General features: G+C 52.2%; 18 protein-coding genes and 1 other RNA gene. 14 read left to right on the forward strand and 5 right to left on the reverse strand.

Annotation, left to right across the window (positions count from 1 at the left end):
* The 5 genes from M0R47_RS10505 to M0R47_RS10525 form a co-directional block, all read left to right on the forward strand.
* A partial coding sequence (locus M0R47_RS10505) for an EAL domain-containing response regulator (protein WP_292554161.1) occupies nt 1–1,041 on the forward strand: 1,041 nt, incomplete at its 5' end.
* Entirely contained in the window at nt 1,038–3,128 is a 2,091-nt protein-coding gene (locus M0R47_RS10510) for an ATP-binding protein (protein WP_292554164.1), read from the forward strand. The genes M0R47_RS10505 and M0R47_RS10510, both read left to right, overlap by 4 nt.
* Nucleotides 3,129–3,133: 5 nt before the next feature.
* Nucleotides 3,134–4,066 (forward strand): sensor domain-containing diguanylate cyclase, encoded by a 933-nt coding sequence (locus M0R47_RS10515; RefSeq protein WP_292554167.1) that lies wholly within the window; start codon nt 3,134–3,136, stop codon nt 4,064–4,066.
* Between the two features lie 59 nt (nt 4,067–4,125).
* Nucleotides 4,126–6,486, forward strand: a complete 2,361-nt coding sequence (locus M0R47_RS10520; protein WP_104423210.1) for a methyl-accepting chemotaxis protein — start codon at nt 4,126–4,128, stop codon at nt 6,484–6,486.
* Between the two features lie 476 nt (nt 6,487–6,962).
* Nucleotides 6,963–7,421, forward strand: coding sequence for a hypothetical protein (locus M0R47_RS10525; RefSeq protein WP_104423209.1), 459 nt, complete (start codon nt 6,963–6,965; stop codon nt 7,419–7,421).
* Nucleotides 7,422–7,441: 20 nt separating this feature from the next.
* Here the strand turns inward: M0R47_RS10525 and M0R47_RS10530 are convergent, their stop codons facing one another.
* The 5 genes from M0R47_RS10530 to M0R47_RS10550 form a co-directional block, all read right to left on the reverse strand.
* Nucleotides 7,442–10,540, reverse strand: a complete 3,099-nt coding sequence (locus M0R47_RS10530; RefSeq protein ID WP_292554176.1) for an efflux RND transporter permease subunit — start codon at nt 10,538–10,540, stop codon at nt 7,442–7,444.
* A gap of 77 nt (nt 10,541–10,617) precedes the next feature.
* Nucleotides 10,618–11,535, reverse strand: coding sequence for a Dam family site-specific DNA-(adenine-N6)-methyltransferase (locus tag M0R47_RS10535; protein ID WP_104423207.1), 918 nt, complete (start codon nt 11,533–11,535; stop codon nt 10,618–10,620).
* Nucleotides 11,532–12,362, reverse strand: a complete 831-nt coding sequence (locus M0R47_RS10540; protein ID WP_292554180.1) for an EcoRV family type II restriction endonuclease — start codon at nt 12,360–12,362, stop codon at nt 11,532–11,534. The genes M0R47_RS10535 and M0R47_RS10540 overlap by 4 nt, the downstream gene beginning before the upstream one ends.
* A 308-nt stretch (nt 12,363–12,670) precedes the next feature.
* A complete protein-coding gene (locus M0R47_RS10545) occupies nt 12,671–13,078 on the reverse strand; it encodes a hypothetical protein (protein WP_292554183.1) in 408 nt (135 codons plus the stop codon).
* 147 nt (nt 13,079–13,225) lie between these two features.
* Complete coding sequence (locus M0R47_RS10550; protein WP_104423203.1) at nt 13,226–14,698, reverse strand: RimK family protein; 1,473 nt, start codon at nt 14,696–14,698, stop codon at nt 13,226–13,228.
* Nucleotides 14,699–14,840: 142 nt separating this feature from the next.
* Here M0R47_RS10550 and M0R47_RS10555 point away from each other — a divergent pair, with 142 nt between their 5' ends.
* The 9 genes from M0R47_RS10555 to M0R47_RS10595 all read left to right on the forward strand — a co-directional run bounded on the left by M0R47_RS10555 (nt 14,841) and on the right by M0R47_RS10595 (nt 24,749).
* Nucleotides 14,841–15,938: a DUF2817 domain-containing protein gene (locus M0R47_RS10555; RefSeq protein WP_104423202.1), complete on the forward strand. Its 1,098-nt coding sequence runs from the start codon at nt 14,841–14,843 to the stop codon at nt 15,936–15,938.
* Nucleotides 15,935–17,035, forward strand: a complete 1,101-nt coding sequence (locus M0R47_RS10560) for a GNAT family N-acetyltransferase/peptidase C39 family protein (protein ID WP_292554188.1) — start codon at nt 15,935–15,937, stop codon at nt 17,033–17,035. Before M0R47_RS10555 ends, M0R47_RS10560 begins: the two co-directional genes overlap by 4 nt.
* A 342-nt stretch (nt 17,036–17,377) precedes the next feature.
* Nucleotides 17,378–17,474: signal recognition particle sRNA small type (gene ffs / locus M0R47_RS10565), an RNA gene on the forward strand.
* Nucleotides 17,475–17,510: 36 nt separating this feature from the next.
* Nucleotides 17,511–19,136 (forward strand): DNA polymerase III subunit gamma/tau, encoded by a 1,626-nt coding sequence (dnaX, locus tag M0R47_RS10570; protein WP_292554191.1) that lies wholly within the window; start codon nt 17,511–17,513, stop codon nt 19,134–19,136.
* 32 nt (nt 19,137–19,168) lie between these two features.
* Nucleotides 19,169–19,492, forward strand: a complete 324-nt coding sequence (locus tag M0R47_RS10575) for a YbaB/EbfC family nucleoid-associated protein (RefSeq protein ID WP_292554194.1) — start codon at nt 19,169–19,171, stop codon at nt 19,490–19,492.
* 1 nt (nt 19,493) lies between these two features.
* The gene (recR, locus tag M0R47_RS10580; RefSeq protein WP_292554197.1) at nt 19,494–20,090 is read left to right on the forward strand and encodes a recombination mediator RecR; all 597 of its coding nucleotides are present in this window, start codon (nt 19,494–19,496) and stop codon (nt 20,088–20,090) included.
* 672 nt (nt 20,091–20,762) lie between these two features.
* On the forward strand, nt 20,763–21,305 hold the full coding sequence (locus M0R47_RS10585; protein WP_292554201.1) for a helix-turn-helix domain-containing protein: 543 nt from the start codon (nt 20,763–20,765) through the stop codon (nt 21,303–21,305).
* A 182-nt stretch (nt 21,306–21,487) separates the two neighbouring features.
* On the forward strand, nt 21,488–23,101 hold the full coding sequence (locus M0R47_RS10590; protein ID WP_292554204.1) for a mannan-binding lectin: 1,614 nt from the start codon (nt 21,488–21,490) through the stop codon (nt 23,099–23,101).
* 121 nt (nt 23,102–23,222) lie between these two features.
* The gene (locus tag M0R47_RS10595) at nt 23,223–24,749 is read left to right on the forward strand and encodes a cellulase family glycosylhydrolase (RefSeq protein ID WP_292554207.1); all 1,527 of its coding nucleotides are present in this window, start codon (nt 23,223–23,225) and stop codon (nt 24,747–24,749) included.
* Nucleotides 24,750–24,755: the final 6 nt, after the last annotated feature.

A 24,755-nucleotide genomic window follows, 5' to 3' on the forward strand; every position in this document is an offset into this window, starting at 1 on the left:
CTGATTATCACCGACCTCAACATGCCCGTCATGGATGGCATCGAATTCCTGCGGCGGTTGGCCGAAACCGATTACCGGAATTGCCTGATTATTTACAGCGGGGTCGATGAAAAGTTGTTGCAGACCGCTGCCGATCTGGCCCGGGTCAAGGGACTGCGTCTGCGCGGCACGATAAAAAAACCGATGACCCAGGATGTTCTGGCAAACCTGCTGCTGGAGTCGTGCGAACAGCCGAAGACACCGGCGCAGCCGGCGACAATAGCCGTCTCTCCCAACGACATACTGGAGGGTATGCGGCGTGACGAATTCAGTGTGCATTTCCAACCCAAGGTCGACGCCGACACCTTGCGTGTGGTGGGGGTCGAGGCATTGGCGCGCTGGCAACACGACGGCAAATCGATCAGTCCCGAGCATTTTATCGACATGGCCGAACAATACGGCTTGATTGGCACGCTCTCGGAAGTGCTGGTCACCAAAGCCATGATCGGCGGCGCCCGCCTGAGCGATGCGGGCTTCCCGCTCGCCGTCGCGGTCAACCTGTCGATGAACTGGCTGGGCGACATCAACCTGCCTGAATTCATCCAGGCCAGCATTCAGGCGACAGGCTTCAAGACGGAAAACCTGACCCTGGAAATCACCGAAACCGGCATCATGACCGATATAACGACATCGATGGATGTCATGACCCGCTTGCGGCTCAAAGGCTTCAAATTGTCGATTGATGATTTCGGCACCGGCTATTCGTCGATGGATCAGTTGCAGCGCTTTCCTTTTTGCGAACTCAAGCTCGACCGCAGTTTCGTTCACGGCGCCGCCGAAAAACCGGACAAACGCGCGATTCTGTCCTCCAGCATCGAGATGGCCCGGAAACTGAATCTGTTCACCGTCGCTGAAGGCGTCGAAACGCAAGCGGATCTGGATTTGGTGCGCGGCCTCGGCTGCGATCAGGTGCAAGGCTGGCATATCGCCAAGGCGATGCCGGTCGAAGAGCTGATCGTCTGGTTGCGCAATCGGCGTCCTGTACAAGAATCGCAACGATGACCACGACGCCTGCCAAGGATTTTGCCGGACTGCGCAGCCGCCTGCTCGACGATACCCTGTTTTGGATAAGCATTACCGCTGTGCCGGGAGTGGGAATCTCTCTGGCGAGAGCATTATATATCGGCTGGCGTCCGGTGATGCTGCTCCACGTTGCATTGTTAGCCGCACTCTGGCTGCTGTGGCTGAATCGGCGACGCATTTCCTATCATGCACGGACATTAGGCTTGCTGGGCGTTATGTTGCTGGCGGCCTTTGGCGGACTCTCGCAACTGGGACCGGTGGCAACCGCCGGTACTTATGTGGTTTTAAGCGCCTTTGTTGGGATCCTGTTTCTCGGTGAAAAAGTCGCATGGCGGCTGATAATCGGCAATGCCCTGTGCGTTGTGCTGATTGGCGTAGCTGCAAGCAACCATTGGCTGGAATTCGAGTTGAATTATCAACTCTATGCCTACCATCCCTTGACTTGGCTGCACATGGCCTGGAACTTGACCGCCTATGCGAGCGTTCTCGCCCTGATGGGCTGGCGGATGATGCAGTGGCTGCTCGAACACGAAACGGAATTGCGCCTCGAGCGCGACCACAAGCAGCGTTATCTCGACACCGTGCAGACAGTTATGGTATCGCTGGACTGGCGCGGCCATATCACGATGATCAACCGTAAAGGATGCGATCTACTGGGCTACCAGGAAAGCGAACTGCTGGGCTGCAACTGGTTCGAGCGCTGCCTGCCGCAGCCGCTGGGCATGGAAACGGCTTATCCGATGTTCAGGCGCATCATGTCCGGCGAGGCGGAAACAGTCGAATACTTCGAAAATCCGGTGCTGTGCCGCGACGGCAAAGAGCGCCTGGTTGCCTGGCACAACGCTTACCTTAACGGTAGAAGCGGCAAGATTGCCGGTACGCTGAGCTCAGGAGAAGACATCACGGAACGCAAACAGGCGGAAAACGATTTAGTCGCCGCCAGTGAAGCCGCGGAAGCCGCCAGCCGCGCCAAGTCGGCCTTTCTTGCAAGCATGAGCCATGAGCTGCGCACCCCGCTGAACGCCATCGTCGGCTTTGCGCAGATGCTTGAGATGGAGATACCGGGGCCGATGACGCCGCCGCAAAAGGAAGCCATAGGGCATGTCTTGAACGGAGGCCGTCATCTTCTCGAGCTGATCAACGAAATACTGGATCTGGCGCGCATCGAGTCGGGCCGGCTGGACCTGTCCATTGAAGCCGTTCCGCTCGCGCCGCTGATCGATGAAGTCGTCGCCCTGTTACAACCCGCCGCCGCAGCCCGCGGCATCGTCATCCGTCAGTCCTGTACCGATGAACTCCATACCCGGGCCGACCGCTCGCGCGTCAGGCAGATCCTGCTCAATCTGCTCACCAATGCGGTGAAATATAACTACGAGGGCGGCAATGTCATGTGCAGCTGCGTCGCGATTGAAAATACCGTTCGTATTACGGTAGTCGATACCGGACCGGGTATCGCCGAAGAGCTTCGCTCGGATCTTTTTCAGCCTTTCCAGCGGCTGGGCGCGGAAAAAACCAATATCGAAGGCACGGGCATTGGTCTTGCTATTTGTAAGAATCTTGTAGAAGCTTTGGACGGACGGATCGGTTTCGACAGTCACCTCGGCGTCGGCAGCTGTTTCTGGCTGGAACTGCCGCTGGCCCTGCCCGCACACAAGATGCCGGCGAAACTGACAGCCGGTTTTTCCACCGCCGATGCGGGAATACCCTGCAAAGGGCGCGTACTCTATGTGGAAGACAACCCGGTCAACATCAATGTGATGAAACATATCTTCCGAATGCTTCCGGGCGTCGAACTGCGCACCGCCGAAAATGCCGAAGACGGATTAATGATGCTTCATGATCTCAGGCCCAACCTTATCCTGATGGACATCAACCTGCCCGGCATGAACGGTCTCGACGCCCTCAAGGCCCCGCACCGCGGCTATTCCGGTTATCGCCGTCAGCGCCGCGGCGATGCCCGGCGACGTCAAAACCGGCCTGAATGCAGGCTTCCTGACCTATCTTACCAAGCCTTTCGACGTCCCGACGCTGCTGGGGCAAATTCGAACAATACTGACTACGGATGAAAACGATGCATAACTCTCAGGAGCAACGCAGACTACCCCATGGGCGAAATACCGGACTGCTCCATCTGGAGAACATCATGGAGTCGCTTGGCGATGGCGTCTTCAGTTGCGATAAGGAGGGGCTCTGTATTTACGTTAACCGGGCGGCTCTGGAGCTGATGGATCTTTCCATCAGTGACGTCCTTGGCAAAGATCTTCGGCCGGCTTTTCATCAGCATTATGCTGAAAATCGAATTTATCTAAGCAATAAATGTCTTATCCGCCGCACGACTGTCGATGGACAGCCTCGCAGAGGAGACCATATCTTCCGCCACAAGAATGGGCGCCTGATTCCCGTGCATCTGAATGTGCAACCGCTTGTGATCGAAGGCGAACTCGACGGAGTCGTCGTGGTCTTTCACGATATTAGCGAGCGCGTCAATCTGATCCGCCGACTGGAAGAATTGGCGCTATACGACCCTCTGACAGGCTTGCCTAACCGCCGCCAACTCGACGATCGGCTGAAAACGGAGTTTGCCCGTCTCAGGCGTTATGGCGGGGAGTTTACGCTGATCCTCCTGGATCTGGACCACTTCAAGCAGGTCAACGATTCTTTCGGCCACCCTGCCGGAGACGTCGTGCTCAAGGCCATAGCCGAGGCGCTTCAAAAAAGCCTCCGGGCAAACGATCTGCCGAGCCGTCTCGGAGGCGAGGAATTTGCCGTGTTGCTGCCCGATACCGGACTTGAAGAGGCCGGCGGACTGGCTGAACGTCTGCGCCAAACCATTGAAGCCATGCCGATAGACGTCGGCAAAGGCCAAACCATCAACGTCACCGTCAGCGCCGGGGTGGCCCGCGCTATTCCTTCACTGGACAAGGAAACCGCTATCGACGCCGCCGATCAAGCGCTTTATCGCGCCAAAGTCGCCGGGCGTAACCGGGTGGAGTTGGCGACTTGAGACTGTTTAGAAAACCGCTGAAAAAGAAAAATTATTTACTTTAAGAATGAGGAATTACCATGAAAATCAACATGCCGGTAACAGATAAAGAAGTCCTGATGAAAAAAAGCGAAATATTGGTTACCCGGACTGATTTAAAAGGCCGTATCACCTACGCCAATGACGCATTTATTGCCATCAGCGGTTTTACACGGGAAGAATTAATCGGCTCCAGCCATAACATCGTTCGTCATCCCGATATGCCGACGGCTGCTTTTGATGATTTATGGACGACGATAAAACAGGGCAAACCTTGGTCCGCTCCGGTAAAAAACAGGACTAAATCCGGCGACTATTACTGGGTCGAAGCTAATGTGGTGCCGATCTATCAAAATGGAGTCCTCCATGAATATTTGTCCGCCCGTTACGCGCCCAACCGCGAACAAATAACCCATGCGGAAAACGTGTACAAAAAGCTGAATGCCAATATTGCAAAGCTACGGCCTACAGGAATTGCCGCCGTCGCCAAAGCGGTCAGCGAAACGGCTATCTCAAAAAAAGTAGCGTTGGCATTAACGATGATATTGGCGCTGACCGGTTTTTCGATATATCGGCTGTTTTTAGCTCAGGAATACTTGCCGTTAGCGGCAACCTCTGTGCTGACCCTAGTCGCAGCGGGAATTATTGCCAGTTTGACGCATGAAGTCATCGCTACGCTCGAAACCTGTATTTATGCGCTTTATTGCATAGCAGACGGAAAATTTAAAAACCGGTTGAACTTAAACAGAAGCGATCAACTGGGCGATTTATTGCGCGGGCTTTATGTCGTGCAAGTCATGTTGAATTCGCAATTAGCCGAATCCAGGCAGATGACGACGGACGCCTTGCAGATTAACCGGGCGCTGGATAACGTTCATTCGGGGGTAATGGTCGCCGATCCTAATTTTAATATTATCTATATGAACCAAGCTGTACAACGCCTGTTCAAGAAGGCGGAAACCGATATTCGTGAACAGTTGCCGGATTTTAACGCCGATAAATTGATGGGGGCCAATATTGATATTTTTCATAAAAACCCGGCTCATCAACGCGACATGTTGGAAAAATTAACCGACTCGCATCGTTCGGAATTAACTATCGGCGGTCACAATATGGTGGTCGTCGCCAACCCGGTTATCAGTGAAGACGGTGAACGCATTGGCGTTGTGGCCGAATGGCTGGATCGCACTGTCGAGGTTGTAGTGGAACAGGAAGTAGCCGGCATTGTACATGGCGCCGTCATGGGCGATTTTACCCGGCGTGTTGAAATCCAGGGAAAAGACGGCTTCTTTAAGCAACTGGGCGAAGGACTTAACGAACTGATGGAAACCACCGAGAGCGGCATCAATGATGTGGTGCGCGTTTTGGGTGCATTGTCCCGCAACGACCTGACTCAAACCATCACCAATGACTATGCCGGCAGTTTCGGGCAACTCAAGGATGACGCCAACACCACGGTGGATAAACTCAAGGAAATCGTTTCTCAAATCAAAGAAGCCACCGACAACATTAACACCGGCGCTAAAGAAATCGCCTCGGGCAACAACGACTTGTCGCATCGCACCGAGGAGCAGGCCGCCAGCCTCGAAGAAACGGCGGCCAGCATGGAGGAGCTGACCTCGACCGTGCAGCATAATGCCGCAAACGCCCAACAGGCAAATCAACTGGCCGTTGACGCATCCGACATAGCCGGCAAAGGCGTCGAGGTGGTCGGCCAAGTGGTCAGGACGATGGACGATATTAACGAATCTTCGCGCAAAATAGGCGATATTATTTCGGTCATCGACGACATTGCTTTCCAGACCAACATCCTTGCGCTCAACGCCGCCGGCGATCAAGGCCGGGGCTTTGCAGTCGTGGCCGTCGAAGTGCGCAATCTCGCGCAACGCGCCGCTACGGCTGCCGGAGAAATCAAACACCTGATTGACGATTCGGTCGTTAAAGTCGCCGGAGGCAGTAAACTGGTAACACAAGCAGGTCACACCATGGAGGAAATCGTCGGCTCGATACGCGGCGTTACCGTGATGATGTCCGAAATCAGCGCCGCCTCAACAGAACAAACGGCCGGCATCGAGCAAGTCAATATGGCCATCAGCCAAATGGACGACGTGACCCAGCAGAACGCCGCTTTGGTGGAACAAGCCGCCGCAGCTGCGGAATCGCTGGAAGAACAGGCGCAAAGCCTGGCGGTCACGGTCGCGCAATTCAAAGTGGATGCTTACTCTCGCCATGCGTTTGACGACATGCCTCAAACCAAGTCAACCGGTTCTTTTCAAAAAGCCAAAAACCAGGCGACCTACATGCCTGCGAAAAGTGTGGCGAGATTTCCGGAGCCATCGCGTTCGGCAATCAAAGCTCAGCCGATCTCACAATTGGCCAGCGACGAATGGGAGGAATTTTAGTTAAAAACGCCGACCGGCTGCGGACACCGCCAATCCGTCCGCAGCTGTTTTGGATGCGGTCATTAATAACTTCCCGATATGGATCGGATAAAATTTTTCCGTTCGCCCTGAGCTTGTCGAAGGGTGGACGGAAAAATTTCGGCCTACCGCGTCAAGCCGATCATGCTTCGACAAGGCCTTTAGTCCTGAGCGTAGTCGAAGGGTCAGCACGAACGGCTTGACGATAGAAGACAGTGATTTCGGGAAGTTATTTTTAACCAAATCCTTTGCCGAAAAACACTCTATCCGGGCCAGTGGTGATACTCAATAGCCGATTCAACTGATAACTAACATCGCTTATTGATCGAAGAAGTTGAGCTCTCTACCCTACAGCCACTTGTACAACGCCAACCGATTTTTGCCGCAAACGTTGCAAAAATACTTTTATTTCCCGAGGTGATGGAACCCTCTTCATAATCGTTAGGTTAATACACACTATGCTCAATTTCACTAAAAGACACAGCAACACTCCGGTTAAACAAACCATCGTGATAAGCAACCACTATGAGGCTGCGATAAAAAAGATCGAACTGCTTGAGGATGAGCTCAACCAAAAAACACTTGAATTGGACCAACGCTACGAAACCCAACACATCATGAGTGAACGTGTAAAAAATTGCGCTAGGTCCCTTGATGCTGCTCATAACCAACTGCAAGCCGTAGCTGTGCGTTTGGAATATTCAAACAAACAAATTTCCGAATTAATGCAGGAAAACAAGGCGCTTAAGTCATCAGGAGATGAATGGTTTAAGCGCGCGATAAAACTTGAATTCGATATATTAACGGCGAATGACGGGATTAAAAAAATCCAAAGCGAGCGCGACTCGGCAATAAAAATGTGTGAACGTCTTCAGTCCGCCACTAAAGAAAACAGTCACGGCGAGGGTTCGGACTAAGGCCGCTCGCCTCAGGATCGCTATCGGTCGCGCTTGGCTTCGCGGTTAAACTCCCCATAACGCAGCAAAATGGCGGGCAGCAATAATAAGTTCAGCAAGGTTGAAGACGCCAGCCCGCCGATGATGATCGCCGCCATCGGCCCCATGATCTCGCGCCCCGGATTATCGCTGTTGAACGCAATCGGGAACATCGCCAGCGCGGTGACCAACGCGGTCATCAGGATGGACGGCAAGCGTTCCTGAGCGCCCAGTACGGCGGTGTCCAGATTCCAGCTCCTGCCTTCGACTTCGACCAGATAGCGGTAATGCGACAGCAGCATGATGCTGTTGCGCACGGTAATGCCGAACAGCGTCACAAAACCGACGACCGAACCGACCGATAACGTAGCTCCAGTCAACATCACGGCGGCAACCCCGCCGATCAAGGCGAAAGGCAGGTTCGCAAGCGTCAGCAACACATGGCGTATGCTGCCGATAGCGATATAAACAAAAATCAGCACCCCGGCTCCGGCCAGCAATGAATGCAGGATCAATTCCTTGCGCGCCTGCGCCTGTTCCACCGCCGCGCCGGTAAACTCGGGATAAATATCCGCAGAGAACGGAATCTCTTTTAATACCCGCTCTTTAAGCTCCGCCATAAAATCATCCAGATCCCGGTCGAGCACATTGCCGGTCACGGTTTGCCGCCGCTGCGAGCCTTGATGCAGGATGTTGTAGCGGCTGGCCGAATGCCTGATTTCCGCAACCTGGTCCAGCGTAATCATCGTGCCGTCCTGGGTCCTGATCGGCAGCTTGGCTATCGATTCGGGCTGCTGTCTCAGCTCCGGCGTCAAGGTCACCGCGACGTTGTAGATTTTATTGCCCTGGATGTTTTTGCCGACCACGCGGGTTTCGTAAGCGGCCTGCAAGGTATCGACAATCTGGGCGGGCAACACGCCCCAGAAACTGAGCCGGTCGAGATCTACGTTGATTTGCAGCAACGGCGTGCCGGGCGGCGAGCGCAACTGCACATCCGCCGCGCCGTCTATATCGCGCATGATTTCAGCGACCGCCTGCGCTTTGGCATCCAGCTTATTCAGGTCGTTGCCGTAGATATTCACCACCACCGGCGAGGTGTAGCCGGAAATGGTCTCATCGACCCGCTCGGTCAAAAAGGTGTTGGCCTCAAACAAAATGCCGGGGAATCCGACCAGAATGGCCCGGAGCCTGTCCTTAATCTGCTGCTGCTCCGCGCCCGACATCGGCTCAAGCCGGACTTCATACTCACTGTAATGGCTGCCGTAAGTATCGGCGCCCCGTTCCGCTCGCCCCGCCCATTGCGACACCGATTGTACGCCCGGAATCGCCATAAACTGTTCGGTCAGCTTGCTGCCGATTCTGATCGATTCCTGCAACGACGTACCGGGAATGCTGGTGGTATGGACGATATAATGGCCTTCCCGCAGTTCGGGCAGGAATTTGCTGTCCAGGCTGAAAAAAGCCGCCAAGCCTGCCAAGCAAACAATGATGCTGCCGATAACCACCGGCTTGAAATGACTGGAAACCCTGCTTAATAAATCCTTGTACAACGGCTTAATGCGCTTGATCAGCGGCGGGTCGTCATTGGCGAGATCGGCATTACCCAGCAGCGCATAGCACAGCGCCGGTGTTAAAGTCAGCGCCACCAGCAGCGACGTTAAAATCGCCAAAATGTAGGAATAGCCCAGCGGCGCAAACAAGCGTCCGGCAACGCCGTTTAAGGTCAGCAACGGCACAAACACCAGCGCAACGATAAAGCTGGCGTAAACCACGGAGCTGCGAACTTCCAGCGAGGCGCTGTAAACCACGTCGGCAACCGGCAGCGGCCGGGCTGACAACCGGTTTTCGCGCAAGCGCCGGAAAATGTTTTCGGTATCGATAATCGCATCGTCAACCACCTCGCCCAACGCGATAGCCAGCCCGCCCAGCACCATGATATTGAGGTTAACCCCGTTTTCCAACAGCACAATAACCGCGCCGATCAACGACACCGGAATCGCCAGCGCGGAAATAAATGCGGTGCGGAAATTAAACAAAAACAGGTACAAGATGACCAGCACGAACAAGCCGCCGATCAGTAAATGCCCGGACAAATTGGACAGCGACCTTTCGATATAATCGGCGGGGCGGAACAAGTGCGAGTAAAAATTGATCGCCTGTTTGCTGAAAATAGGCTCGAACCCTTGCAGCGCCTGTTCTACCTGCCTGGACACCGACAAGGTATTGGCCCCGTATTGGCCGATCACCATCATCACAATGCCGGATTTACCCATAATCTGCGCCGCGCCGATCGGCGGCTCCGGCGCGTATTCAATCGTGGCGGCTTCGCCCAAGGTCACATTGCGCCCCTGATCCCGCTTGACGATAATTTTGCCGAATTGTTCCGGCGTGACGGGCTGCCCGGTTACCTGCAAGGTGAAACGCTGATTATTGTTTTCGATAAAACCGCCGCCCTGAATATTTCCGGCCTTTGAAGCGGCCTGGATAATGTCCTCCAGTGTCAGGTTAAAACGATGCAGTTGCAGCGGATCGACCTGAATTTGCAGCTGTTGAATGTCGCCGCCGAACACGTTGACATCGGCAACCCCCGGAACAGCTCGCAAGCGCGGCACTATCGTCCAGTCGACCAGACTGCGCAAAGCCATCAAATCGGTCTGATCATCCTTGCTTAAGCCGATGGTTAATACGGTCGCCGAAGACGAGGACAGCGGTATCGCCACCGGCGTAATGCCCAGCGGCAGCTGTCCCGCCAGAGTGGTCAAGCGCTCGCTGATCAGTTGGCGATTGCGGTACACATCGCTGTCTTCGACAAAAGTCGCAATAACAATCGACAGGCCCTGGATCGATTCGGAGCGCACCGACTTCATGCCGATCAAGCCGCTGACAGCCGTTTCGATTTGCTGGGTGACCAGCACTTCAACCTGCTCCGAAGAAAGGCCGGGCGATTCGGTTTGGATAATCACCTGCTTGGGGGAGAATTCAGGAAAAATATCCAGGCCCGCCGTGGCGAAGCGGTAACTGCCGTACAGCAGGATTAATACCGCAAGCGCGATAACGATGCCGTAAAAACGGATGGAAAAGCGGACGAGGGTGGCTAGCATGGGTTAGTGTTTAGGTTACGAAAGTAATAACAACTTAGGTCGACAACGAACCTTAGCAGGTTCGCAGGAACGAATTGTTATGCAGCGCCATATTTCGCTTGCGTTTCAAACAACGTGTATTGAATTGGGCTTTCTTTTTTTCGCTCGATAGAAATGGCATTGAAATTTGTAACTAAGGCTTCAATAACAGGGTTTCTGTTTGTTTCCTTACCCCCAACATGATAAAAATGCTCACGAGTAAGAACTGAATGCTTAGCCCACAAGGTGTTAATGTATTCGTTTTCCCGGTAATCATTATGATGCCATGTCGATAAAATAAATTTTCCGCCAAAATCGGAAAGCCTATCGAATAGTTCTTGTTCGTGAGACTGATCCCAGCCATTGTAATAGTCAACATGTCTACCGATATAGGGTGGATCGCAGTAGATAATATCCGATGATGATGCTTCGGAAATGGTTTGGTTAAAATCCTGACACTTGAATACGAATTCTTTTGTCTTGATTATTTTGCAAGCCCAAGCAACTTGATTGGTGATTTTCGTTACATACGCTTGAGCAAAGCGTTGCGGCTTTCTACAGAACGGGATGTTGAATCCGCCTTTGCGATTAAAGCGAATCATGCCGTTAAATCCGGCACGATTAACGAATAGAAAATCCAGCGGCGAGTGTTCGGAATTAAACCTATCCCTTATAAAGTAATAATGCTCTTCGCCTTTTGATAGGAGTAGCTCGCCTTCGCGTGTAAGGTATTCTTTTACCACTTCGGGCGTTATTTCACCGGAGGCTATGCCGGAGTAAAAGTTAATCAAATGCGGATTGGCATCACACAAAACTGCACGTTGAGGCGCGACATTAAAAGCTACAGCCCCCGTCCCCATAAAAGGCTCAATCCACACACCTGTAAAATCGCTCGGAACAATACTTTTAATCCAAGGAACTAGCTTGGTTTTTATGCCTTGCGACTTGATCGGAGGCACACCAACTTTTACGGTCATTCTTCGCCATTCCTCTTATTTACAACCAAAGACAGATCACCATTTTTGTACTCGACAAAATCCCGAAGCGTAGAAATTTTCTTTGTCCCGCCTTTTCCATCCTGGATAGTTATTTTTTGGTAGTTCATCCAGTACTCATCAAACCAGTGTTCGCCAAGTCTTGAAAACATGCCCCGGCCATTGATTATATCGGCGATATTGTTGATGCTCCCGATGTTGGCGGTGTTACCGCTACCGCCTTTATCGCTGGCAATCTGCCATTTTTCTGCAACAAAGAACTGGAAGTTTCTTACTACCGAAACAATGGAATGCAGTTCATCGATGCTATGCGCTCTTGTCTCATCAATGGTTGCGCCATCGGCTCTATCGTAGATGATGCCAAGACAGAAATGGCCTGAATACGAACTATAGGGAAACTGGATGTTTTTGGTGCTGGTGCGATGTTCAAAATATTTACCGTGCGAACCCAGCGTAAAACCATTGCACAAATGGGGCTTCTTTGGGTTCCGATAGGTGGTCTTAAAATCGACGGCGAATTTGATGGATTCATCGTCGGCTTTGACAAACGATATGTCGGGGTAGTAATTCTGGTGATCGGCAAGAACTACCTTGTAGCCGTTAGTTTGTGCAAAATGCAGAATTTTAGGGAATAGATGAATTTCAAGAATTTTCGACACAATTTTGGTATCTGAAGATATTGTGTATATGTTCTTGAAAATATCAATAAAGCCTTTTACTGTCCATTGACCACCATCTGTACTGATATGCTCTTTAAGCTCGGTGACAAACTCTTCGAGTTTCTCTGCAAAATCTTCTTTTTCGGTCATATAGATAGTGTCTTAATTTTTTTGATTGCTCATTCTACAGGTTCAATCACCTGATAGGAATCGGCGTGATTTCGCTGGTTCCCAATCATCTCCAGAGACTGTGAAAATATTATCCAAATCAGGTAAAAAATCATTTACCACAGAGGACACGAAGAGCACGAAGAAAAATAACTCCACTTAATTCAAGACATTAAAACTTCGTGTCCTCTGTGTTCTTCGTGGTTGCCCATTAAATTTATGCTAAACAAGAATTCTTTCACCGTCTCCCAAGCTTGGGAATCGGCCTGATGGCAATATAAAAATCCAGATCACGGCTTTTGCCTAAGTGCCTGATTTTTCTCTACTGCATTCGAGACGTTTTTGATCATGGCTCGTATCTCCGGTGATAATGAATTCAGGAAGCCTTCGGGATCGGTTTGAGCTTTCAGCATAAGTGCTTGCATTTTTACGGGGTCTCCGCCCGCTTGTTGTTCCAAAATAGGCATGATATCGGCAGAGATGTTATATAACTCTTGCATGTCTCGGGCGTTTCCCCCGACTGCCTCCAAAGCTTTCTGATTAGCCGCTATTCCTGCCTCGGTCCTCGCGGCATCGCAATTCTGATTCCTAAGGCAATCTTGCGTTTTCTGCAATGCAGAACTCATATCATCCGCATAAACGATTTGAACAGACATTCCTACTGCAAGTAAGAATACCAGTAAATTGACCTTGAACATTGCCGCCCCTTGTTACAGTTTTAAAAAGAAAATAGCTAAAAGCCGCGTAGGATGGGCAAAGCGTGCGTGCCCATCAAATCAATTCGAGACGACCCTGATGGGCACACTAACGTTTTGCCCATCCTACAATTCTGACACCGAAAACAATCAAACCCCTTTACTGCGATTTTCCATGCGCCGCAGCAGTTCGCTCATAATCAATCGATACAGCTCATCGCCCAGATATTTATCCTCGACGCCGCTGTCGATGTTGGGGTTGTCGTTGACTTCGATAACATAACCCTTGCCGTCTTTTTCCTTGACGTCCACGCCGTATAAACCGTTGCCTATCGGCTGAGTCGCTTTTAATGCGGCGTCGAGCACGGCTTTGGGGACTTCAAAGGTCGGCAGGGTCGCAAAACTGCCGCTATCGATCCGGCTGCCGCCGTGGCGGTAGATCTGCCAGTGGTTTTTGACCATGTAATAGCGGCACGCATATAAGGCTTTGTTGTTGAAAATGCCGATGCGCCAGTCGAAATCGGTATAGAGAAATTCCTGCGCCAGCAGCAACGCGGATTTCTGGAACAGCTCTTCCACTTTGAGTTCCAGCTCTTTCCGGTCGTTCACTTTAACGATGCCGCGGGAAAAGGAACCGTCCGGGATTTTTATGACGACCGGAAAGCCGGCTTCCGCTTCCACCCTGTCCAGGTGGGCGGCATTGCCTTTGTGCAGCAGCCAGGTCTTGGGCGTAGGCACGCGGTGGGTGCGGAACAGGTCGGCAAGATAGACTTTATTGGTGCAGCGCAGCATCGAAGTCGGGTCGTCGATAACCACCAAGCCCTCGGCCTCGGCCTTTTTGGCGAAACGGTAGGTGTGGTGGTCTATGTTGGTGGTTTCGCGTATGAACAAGCCGTCGAACTCGGGCAGTCGCACATAATGCTGCTGCGTTATCAGTTCTATTTCAATGCCCAGTTCCCGGCCGATTTTGATGAATTTTTTCAGTGCGCCACGGTTGCTTGGCGGCAATTGTTCTTCGGGGTTGATCAGTATCGCCAGATCGAATCGCGCCGCTTTACGGGCGCGGCCCTTGCGCCAGACCTTTTTGCTGAATTGATCCAGCGCGTCGGCAAAAACGGTTTGCTTCGCATCATCCAGAAGCCGGTGCGATACGGCCTTTAAACCGATAATTTCCCAATGCTGCCTGCAACGTAGCGTTACTTCCAGAATGGGACAGGAAAAGCGTTCAAACAGCAGTCTGGCGAGTTCCTGAAAAGCCGGGTCGGGCGTAGTGCCGAAATAACTCATCAAGGTTATTTCGCTGTCCTTGTCGGCGGTTTTAACTGCGCGCTCCAGCGTCTCAGACAAGTCATCAAGCTGTAACCGGTACAGCGCTTTTTTGCCCAGATCGTTCAGCACCCTGACCGAAGGAATAACGTGATGCCCCCTGGCCTCGGCCAGCAACGAGCAGTAATAGCCGTCGGAAAGATAGCGGTAGCTGCTGCAAAGGTTGATGATGCGGACGCGCTGCTGCGGCTCGCCCTGCTGGGTCGCGAGATAGTTTTCAAAAGTGATGACCTGCTCGCTGGGATAATAGGGATTCCAGTCGGAAAGATCGTCGACAACCAGAAGGGTGCGCGCCATAACAAAAAAATCCTGTGTCTAAAGTGAGGCGTAATTCTGGAACCTGTCCCTTGTTTGCACAAGGTGTTTTTATGGGGCTTGAAAAATATTTCATGATTGACTTAACTGGGACTATGCTAAAGAAAAATTCCAGGTAACTCTTATGTCATATTGTCTTCCCCTTGCCGCTATCGATACCGCCGTTTTTCCGGCCAGCTATGCCGCCGGTCGGCAACGCTGGCTGGCGCAGTTAAATAAACTATCCTGTCATACGCAATGCCTGCCTTATGCATGTCCCGGCAGCGGGCCTGAAAGCGAGGAGCTGGTGACCGACACGGTCTGGATAGGCCCGGAAGACGCATCAAAAGTGCTGGTTTTGCTCGGCGGAACGCACGGCATTGAAGGCTTTGCCGGCAGCGCTATACAAACCGACCAGCTGGGTTTGATTGGCGTCGGCCTGTCCGTTATTCCTGCCGACACGGCGGTGCTGATGGTTCACGCCCTGACGCCGTGGGGTTATGCCTGGCAACGGCGTTGCGATGCGGACGGCGTTGACCTTAACCGCAATGCCGTCGATTTTTCCGGGCCGCTGCCCGAAAATAAAGACTATGACTTGCTGAAAGACGCGCTGTACTTGCCGGATGCCGCACAAAGAGAAATCGCACTGGCCGAGTTCGAGCGCCGGCATGGCCGCGTAGCGCTGGAAAAAGCGGTCAGCGCCGGACAATACAGCGATCCGTCCGGGCCGTTTTACGGCGGCAAAGCTCCCGCGCACGGCAGACTGGTCTGCGAAGACCTGATACGCAAATATGCGCTGCAACAGCGGGATTTGGCGGTCATCGACCTGCACACCGGCCTGGGTTCTTACGGCTATGGCGAAATCATTTGCGACCATCAGCCTGACAGCGCCGGAACACGTATAGCCCGCAGCTTATACGGCGAGTCGGTTGCATTGCCGTTGCTGGGCACCTCCAGCTCGGTGCCGAAAACAGGACTGCTGGATTATGCCTGGCATGCGATCATGAATGAACGCAGTTGTTACATCACGCTGGAATTCGGCACGTTCAGCACCGACCGGCTGTTTGAAACCTTGCTGCGCGACCATCAACTGTGGGCGCAAACCGGTAACGAACCGGCCCGTCTGGAACACAGTAAAGCCATGCGCCGCCATTTTTGCCCCGACGATCAGGCATGGCGGGAAATGGTGTTGTTCCGTGCCAGACAGGTGATTGCACAAGCCTTGCACGGGGTGGCGTCTTGAGCATTTTAATCCGCCCCGCCCTGCTGACCGATCTTGACCAACTGGTTCTGCTTGAAAAAACCTGTTTCGACTCCGACCAGTTAAGCCGGCGCAGTTTCAAGCATTGGATAAGCACGGAACATCGCGCACTGCTGGTTGCGGAGCAGGAAAAAGTAATCACCGGCTATGTGCTGATTATTTATCACCCCGGCACCCGGCTGGCCAGAGTCTATTCGCTGGCCGTCGCCCCATCGCAAAGAGGCGCCGGTATCGCCAAACAGCTGATGGCGGCAGGCGAACAGGCCGCCAACGAGGCAGGCAGGCTGTACCTGCGCCTTGAAGTCAGTGTCGATAACACGGCGGCGATCAAACTTTACCAATCGCTGGGTTACCAGAAATTCGGCATCTACCGCGATTACTATCAAGATCATAAAGATGCATTGCGTTATCAGAAACGCATCCGCCGTTATCGCGATACCCTGCAGCACCGCTCGGTGCACTGGCTAAGGCAAACCACGCCGTTCACCTGCGGCCCCGCATCGCTGATGATGGCTATGCACGGCTTAAACAGGGCTTATCAACCCTCGCAAGAAGAAGAGATCAACCTGTGGCGCGAGGCCACAACCATCTTCATGACTTCGGGACATGGCGGCTGCCACCCGATAGGCTTGGCGCTGGCGGCAAAGCGGCGGCAATTTGCGGTCGAGGTCTGGGTCAACCAAACCGGAACGCTGTTTATCGACGGCGTGCGCAATGAGGAAAAAAAGCAGGTCGTGGAACTGGTCGATAACTGCTTCAAGCGCGAGGCGCAAGAGCAAGGCATCAAGATACATTACGCCAATATCAGCCAGAATGACCTTATCGGTGCGTTCAAGTCCGGGGCGATACCGTTGATCCTGATCAGCACCTTTCGGATGGACCGGAAAAAAGCCCCGCACTGGGTGGTCATGAGCGGCTTCGACGATGATTGCCTGTACATGCACGACCCGGACCCCGAAGAAGGACGGCAAAGCGAACTCGACTGCCAGTTTATTCCTATCGCCTGCGAGGATTTCGAGAAAATGTCCAGTTTCGGCAAAAATAGGCTCAGGACGGCGGTGATTCTTTGGCCTGGGTAAGCAGCAACTAGAGGCTTCCATATACGAACTTAAAGATATGACACCATGAAGAACATGAAGGACACGAAGTTTTTTTCTTCATGAACTTCATGTGCTTCATGGTTTTACGCCTAGCTTGATGCGTATGGATATGTACCCCGCCCTTAACGTTAGTAAGCCGTATCGGACAGACTGATTAACCACCACGAAGTTCACGAAGAAAATGACCAAGTAAAACTTCGCGTCCTTCGTGCCTTCGTGGTGAATTTTCAAAATATATGCCATTTCCGGCTTGTGTTATGAAACCGATTCAACGATAATAGCCGTCCTTTAGCCAGTACGGCTAATGTTTTATGGTGATCGTGTCGGTCCTCCCGCAACGATACGCTGTGAACCCCGCCAGGCCCGGAAGGGAGCAACGGTAACAGCAGATTCGTGTGCCGGGATGTGGCTGGCATGGTCACCGCCCAAACATACTTACCTTTTCGAGCCTGCAATGAACTATCAGGTTCTCGCCAGAAAGTGGCGTCCCCATAATTTCACAGAAGTTGTCGGACAAGAGCATGTCGTCAAATCGTTAATGAACGCTTTGCAGCATGATCGACTGCACCACGCCTATTTATTTACCGGAACGCGCGGCGTCGGCAAAACCACCATTGCCCGGATTTTAGCCAAAGCCATCAATTGCGAAAATCTCCAGGATTTTAATCCTTGCGGCGAATGCAGCGTGTGCCGAGACTTGGACGAAGGACGTTTTCTGGATTTAATCGAGGTCGACGCGGCATCGCGCACCAAGGTTGAAGATACTCGCGATTTACTCGACAACGCGCAATACGCGCCCAATCAAGGCCGCTATAAAGTCTACCTGATTGACGAAGTACACATGCTGTCCGGGCACAGCTTCAATGCCTTGCTGAAAACACTGGAAGAGCCGCCTCCGCACGTAAAATTCCTGCTGGCCACCACCGATCCCCATAAAATTCCCGTCACCGTGCTGTCCCGCTGCTTGCAGTTTAACCTCAAGCGTTTACTGCCCGGCCAGATTTTTACCCAGATGGAATTCATCCTTCAGCAGGAACACATTGAAGCTGAACCGGCTGCTCTAAAATTATTATCGCGTGCCGCGGACGGCAGCATGCGCGACGGCTTAAGCCTGCTCGACCAGGCTATTGTCTACGGCAACGGCAAAGTCGGCACGGAAGATGTCAACGCGATGCTGGGCACCGTGGCGCAACAGCCTGTTGATGACATTTTAACGGCCCTGGCCGAGGGCGATGCCAAGGCAATACTCGATAAAATAAATGAGGTATCCAACTTAACGCCGGACTTTAGCGATGTGCTGCAACAGATTTTGCAAGTCCTGCATCGCATCGCACTGGTACAACAAATACCCACGGCAATTGACCATGATTTTGATGCGGATATGATTGCCGCGCTAGCAGGCAAATTGACTCCCGAAGATGTCCAGCTTTATTACCAGATAGGTCTGGTAGGACAACGGGACCTGGATTTGGCGCCCGACCCACGCAGCGGTTTTGAGATGGTCATGTTGCGTATGCTGACTTTCAGGCCGGCCGGCATAGTGTCTGCGCCGGCCAAACCGGCCCAGGTTCGCCAACCCGTAAACAAGCCCCAAACACAGCCAGTCCATAATCAAGCGCCGCCTGTTTATAACCCGGCGGCAGCAGAGCAAAATTCCATTGCCGCTGAAAAAACCGTACAGGAAATTGCCGTCGTTCAAAAGCACGATAGCACTTGGATGGAAATCGTCGCGGCAATGAAGATTAGCGGCTTAACCCGAGAACTGGCTCATAATTGCGTACTGGAAAATATTGACGATTCCGTCTGCACCTTGATATTGGATTCGGGACATAAGCAACTACGCAGCAGTCGCACCGAAGAAAATTTACAAAAGGCGTTGCAGGCTTATCGCAAGGCACCGTTGAAGCTGGTGATCACCACCGAAAAGGTCACGGTTGCCACACCTGCCGTACAATTAACCAAAGCGCGCGAAGACAAGCAGCAGGCAGCGGTTGACGCTATTAATTCAGATGAAAATGTCCAGGCTTTAAAAGACCACTTGGGCGCCAGAGTCATGCCCGGTACCATAGAGCCCACCTAACAAGTACCCGTTTAACGAAACAGGAGAAGCAAATGAAAAATGCACTCGGCAACATCATGCAACAAGCCCAAAAAATGCAGGAAGACCTGAAAAAAGCACAGGAAGAGCTTAATGCCATGCAGGTCATGGGCGAAGCCGGCGGCGGTCTGGTGACGATCCTGATGACCGGCAAACGCGAAGCCAGAAAGGTCACCATTGATCCCTCCTTGCTGGGCGAAGACAAGGATATGCTGGAAGACCTGGTGGCGGCGGCCATCAACGATGCGGTCAATAAAGTCGCTAAAATGAAAAAAGAGAAAATGGCGGACGTCACATCGGGGCTGCCCTTGCCTCCCGGATTCCAGCTGCCTTTCTAATATGCATAGAAAAGGCTTATTGGGGCAATTAATCCAGAATCTGTGCTGCCTGCCCGGCGTCGGTCCTAAAACCGCTCAGCGGATGGCGTTTCATCTGCTCCAGCGCGACCGCAACGGCGCAAAAACGCTAGCTCAAACGCTGCTGAGGGCAATTGAAGAAATAGGCCACTGCCGGCAATGCCGCACTTTGACCGAAGGTGACATCTGCGACATCTGCGCCGATAAGTCAAGAGACGACTCCGTTGTCTGCATCGTGGAAAGCCCGTCCGATGTATGGATTGTCGACCAGGCAACCGTCTTTAAAGGACGCTATTTTGTATTGCATGGCCGGTTATCGCCGCTGGACGGCATAGGACCCGATGAACTCGGTCTGGATCAACTTGAACAGCAGTTGGCAACAGGCCGCGTCAAGGAACTGATACTGGCGACCAATTCCACGGTTGAAGGCGAGGCCACCGCCTATTTCATCAGCGAACTGGCCAGGAAGCACCACGTACTGGCGAGCCGGATCGCCCACGGCGTGCCCATGGGCGGCGAACTGGAGTTTACCGACAGCAGCACCTTATCGCATGCTTTTAATGGCCGCACAGGAATGTAAAGGCCGCCGCTACAGTTTCAAATAACTTGCCTTTGACACCCTTAACCTCAACCAGCCACCATCCCGGATTAACAGCCGGCACTTGAGACCACCGGTCTATGCAATAAGCAAAAAATCACAACAGTCCCTCATTGCGATACTGCGAGACTAACCTCCCTTTGCTTATAAGTTACGTCCCTTGTTAGCCTTTCGAATCGTGAACGTAACTTATTTTTATAAATTCTCTAAAGTTTTTAGCATTTCTGCCGATCCCAATCTTTGGTGGCAGAAAATAATAAGCTCATTAGCCATAAATAAAATCGCCACCCTACTAACTTGCAAATTCGCCTCAGCACACCGTAAGTACGACGTCGGACTGATGGCTTAACCCAGCATAAAGACTGGTGCAGGTTGCTTCGACAGGTTCAAGACAAAGACCTTACGCTCAGAGGGTATGACGCTTCGAGCTACGGGCAAAAATAATCAAAACCTGCGCAGCAAAGTGGGCAACGGAAATATTCCGTCCCATTAATTATGGATTCCCGTATATAAACGATAGTTAAGCCCTAGCAGTCGTTTTATCAGCCGGGAATTACCGACAGCATCAAACTGGTTCCAACAGAGGGGAGTCGCCATGTTTTGCTTTATTCTTCGCGCCGATCAGTCGACCAAGACCCTTGAGGTCATCTCGCCATGATTCGCATCGCCATCCTTGATCACAATACCTACCTGCTCGACAACATCGCTTCCACCCTGCAACAACCCAGCTTTGCCACTACGACGACGCTCGACACTGAAAACCTGAGCGCATGGCTGGCAAAGCACGGGGTCGACATGCTGGTTCTACCCTTGCCGAATGAAAATGAGCGACCGGCCACCGCTTCCATCAGCAAGTCGGAAACTGAATTACTTAACGGCAATGGGCAATCGCTCTGGCAGCTCAATTCATCGCAATTGGAACTGGTTTCTCCCTACGGCAGACTCATCCCGCTATCGCACAACGAATGCTGTATCTTAAGAGCCTTTGCCAACGCGAACGGAAATCTGGTCAGCCGCAAGACACTCATCGAAGCCTTGGGCCAGGATTTCTGGCACTACGACGAACGCCGTCTCGAAGCGCTTATAAGCCGCCTGCGTCGCAAATTGGCTTCTTATGCACCAGAGAGGTTCCCGATTCGGGGAGTTAAGGGGCAAGGCTATTTGTTCGGGGTTACGATACAAACCGTGGAGACTTGACGATCGTCAGGAATGGTCAGCAATAAGTCTCATGAATCGAGTATTTTACCAGTGGCCGAGACTGATTAGGTGAGCATCAGGTATTGCACTAGCCTTTGGCGATTTTATAAAGCCTGATCCCGTTTCGCTGATCAAAGCCAAGTGCAAAGTATTAAATTCAAACCAACATATTAGGTGAAAATATGAAGTTAGATACTGTTTCATTATTGAGTTCCATTGTCATGCTGGCGTCTTTCGCCACCATAGCCGAGGCCGGTTCTGCCTGCACCGTCAATGCTCCAAATAGCGGCACCGTTAACGGGGCGGCCTTGTGGGGCGACGTGCCTATGGCCAAAGGCCAGTTATCTGCAAGCACTTGCGATGTCGATCAGTTTGCCTGGAATAATTTTTTGTATCTGGTGGGCAACGATGCCTCGGGCAAGCCCCGGTTTATGAGTTTGGCGCCATGGTACGACGCCATGCCAAAATCCGGCAAGCCTGTCTGGTCGGGCACGTATGCCCCGCTACAGACCGCGCAAATGAATAAAAACATGAATCACCTACAAGCTGGCGACGCCTTTCATCTGCTGGACGTAAACGGCAAAACCGTTAGCTATGATATTCGTGTTAATGAGGACTTTGTAAATTACATTGCTGAAAACGGCATGTATACAATTCCGGCTATAAACCAGGCTGCCGCAGCCTTCAATGCCGATCCGTCTAAAGGAGGAATATGGTTGCCTCCCACAACCCCCACTTCCACAAAGTCGGCATTAGAGATTAAGACCGCTTGGCGAGACTATGGCAGCAAGCAAAGCGATTGCCCCGCCGACACTATGCATTGCGAGCAGGACAGTGCCGGGAACTGGTGGGGGCTGATCGGCATGCACTTAGTGCAGAAAACCCCTCTGCATGGCGAGATGATTTGGGCCTCCTTCGAGCATGTTGCCAATGCGCCTGACTGTGCCGCCGGAGGCAGCAATCCTATCAAACCGAATCCTGCCGGGTTAACAAACGGATGGAATCTCTTCAACTACACCACATATACAAACGCTGGCGGTGATGGCACGCAATGCACCTATCCGCAAAGCGGCGTAGCCAATCCTTTGTGCTTAACGAATCCCAACCCCTCCGACGATAACAAAACCTGGGTCTCGGTTAATGTGTGCCGCACCGATCAGTTGCCTCCAGCCACCAATTGCGACGCCGCCGCGAGTAACCTAGCGGTTACCTCTTGCCTAAACAATAACGTGCAAACAAATCTGCCTTCCACTTTAAACAACAAATGGAAAAACTATCAGTTGATCGGTGCGGAATGGGGAGCCTGGGGCGCCGCCGCAGGGCAAACTACGCCGCTGGTAGGCTGCTTCAACATTTTTGACGGGAACCCTAAGCCAGGCAGCTCGGTCGGGACCTTGGGCTTAAGCTGCAATCCCAACAACCCCAATCCTCCAGGCGAAAGCATAATGGGCATTGCCGGTACCAAAAACTTGGCAAACACCACCATGGAAACATGGATGCAAAAAGACATCAATCTCACCACCGGTCCAAGCACATCACCGACAACATGGACCCAGCAGGATTGCTTCTCATGCCACCAGCCAACGACTGCCTCCTATCAAGGCGATATGAGCCACTTGTTTGGCCGCGCCCAACAGAAGACCGGCGACGTGCCTGCCGGCCCTATATACAGCAATAGCCAAGCAGAGCAACAGTGCCCAACAGTATGCGCAAGTGCCGATAGCACATGGAATAAGCAATGGACCACTACAGTGCCAGGTAAAATGTCTGTTTGTGGATGTGTGGCAAATCCCTAGAGGAAATAAAGCGCCAGGTCTGTTACTGCAAGGCCTGGCGCCCTGGCTTTTCGTGATCGGCTATCACTATCTTCATGATCGGTTTTAATTAAATGTGTTATTCAACGAATAAGGTAATGTTATGAGACAGGTGCAACTACTGTTAGGTTTGTTATTGACCGGCGCAATTCATACAGCGAGCGCGGCACCGGCCGAAAGCGCGCAAGCCGCAGCGTCTTCGGCCGGTGCAATTACCCAGGGCGCGACCATTAACGGCAAAGCCTTTTTTGATCAAAACAATAATCGCCTATTGTTTCGCGGCGTCGGCTTTCAGCCGGTGAACGGCGTTGATCCCTTGATTGATGTTGGCGGCAAGCCCAACCCGGTGATTCAAGCCTTATTGCAGTCATCGAACAAATACAGTTTTAAAAACTTGAATATCAATGCGCTTCGCGTGTATCAAGTGAGCCACAATAAGCCGCATGCCAAGACGATGAATTTACTCGCGCAAAACGGGATTTACGTCATTGTGGGTTTGGCGAATGATCCTTACGGCACCAATATTCCTCAAAATCCGGCAAGTGGGCAACATCCTTATCCTTCGCAATTTAAAGTGCGTGTGCAGCAGATTATTGATGAATTTCAAGCTTATCCCAATGTGCTGAGCTTTGAAATCGCGAATGAAGTGACCGACCCGGGCGCGGAAGGCAAAGGCACGCCAACACAGTTAAATGCCGCCGCGGCAATCAAGTCGGCGGCGAATGATGCCAAAACCTACATGTCAACCAAGACATATCGCGCCATTCCCGTCGGCGTGGCCATGCAAGACACGCCGGATAATGAAAGCACGGTTGCGCAATACTATGCGAGCTCGGCATGCAATGGTCTGCCGTTAGATTATATCGGCATAAACACTTATCGATACGTCCCGCCCGGGGGAAATACGGCTGCGTATGAAGGCCTTGTTTCAGATTACAGCATCGGTAATTACTCCATTCCTGTGATCTTGTCGGAATACGAAGCCGGATTGACTTCCGGCAACAGAGACTTTCTGGATGTGCCAAGTTTCTATAACGATGCCACAGTCTCAAGCAATATTTCCGGTGGCTTTGCCTATCAATACATCGGTGATGGCTCGGGCGCAGGCTCCGGATTCGCATTAGTTAAATTGGGTAAAGGCAGTAAGGGATTGAACGGCAAAACTGACGTGAAGAATTTAAAGCCGGCCTGGCCGAATAACGCGTTTGCAAATCTGGCAGCGCAATATCAAACCATGCTGACCAAGGCGCCCTACGCTGCACCGTCTTCGCCTGCCGAATCATTGGCCTGCCCAAGCAACTTTAACCCGCCATTGTGTGTTGTGGGCAGTTCCAATTGTAGCGGTACGCCGCCCAGTGCGGTTGAAATTACCGTGCAAGCCAATCAGGCGGGCCAATATCCGATGGCTGTGGTACAAGGCGGCAGCCAGATAGCCCCGCCATCGCCTATCAGCGATAACAACGTGCATTCCGTTACAGTAGATCCAACCCAACAATTGCTCCTGCAACAAACGACGACGTGGTACACAATCTGTACCGTTGCGGCAAACACCTTGACCGCGAATAGCGCAGTAACTATCCCGGCAGCTAGTTGGGGTGGTGCCTGCACCGTGACGACGCCGGGTCATTAATGATTT

Origin of the sequence: Methylobacter sp. (assembly GCF_023227905.1) — a bacterium.
In the GTDB taxonomy this organism is placed as follows: Bacteria; Pseudomonadota; Gammaproteobacteria; order Methylococcales; family Methylomonadaceae; genus Methylobacter_A.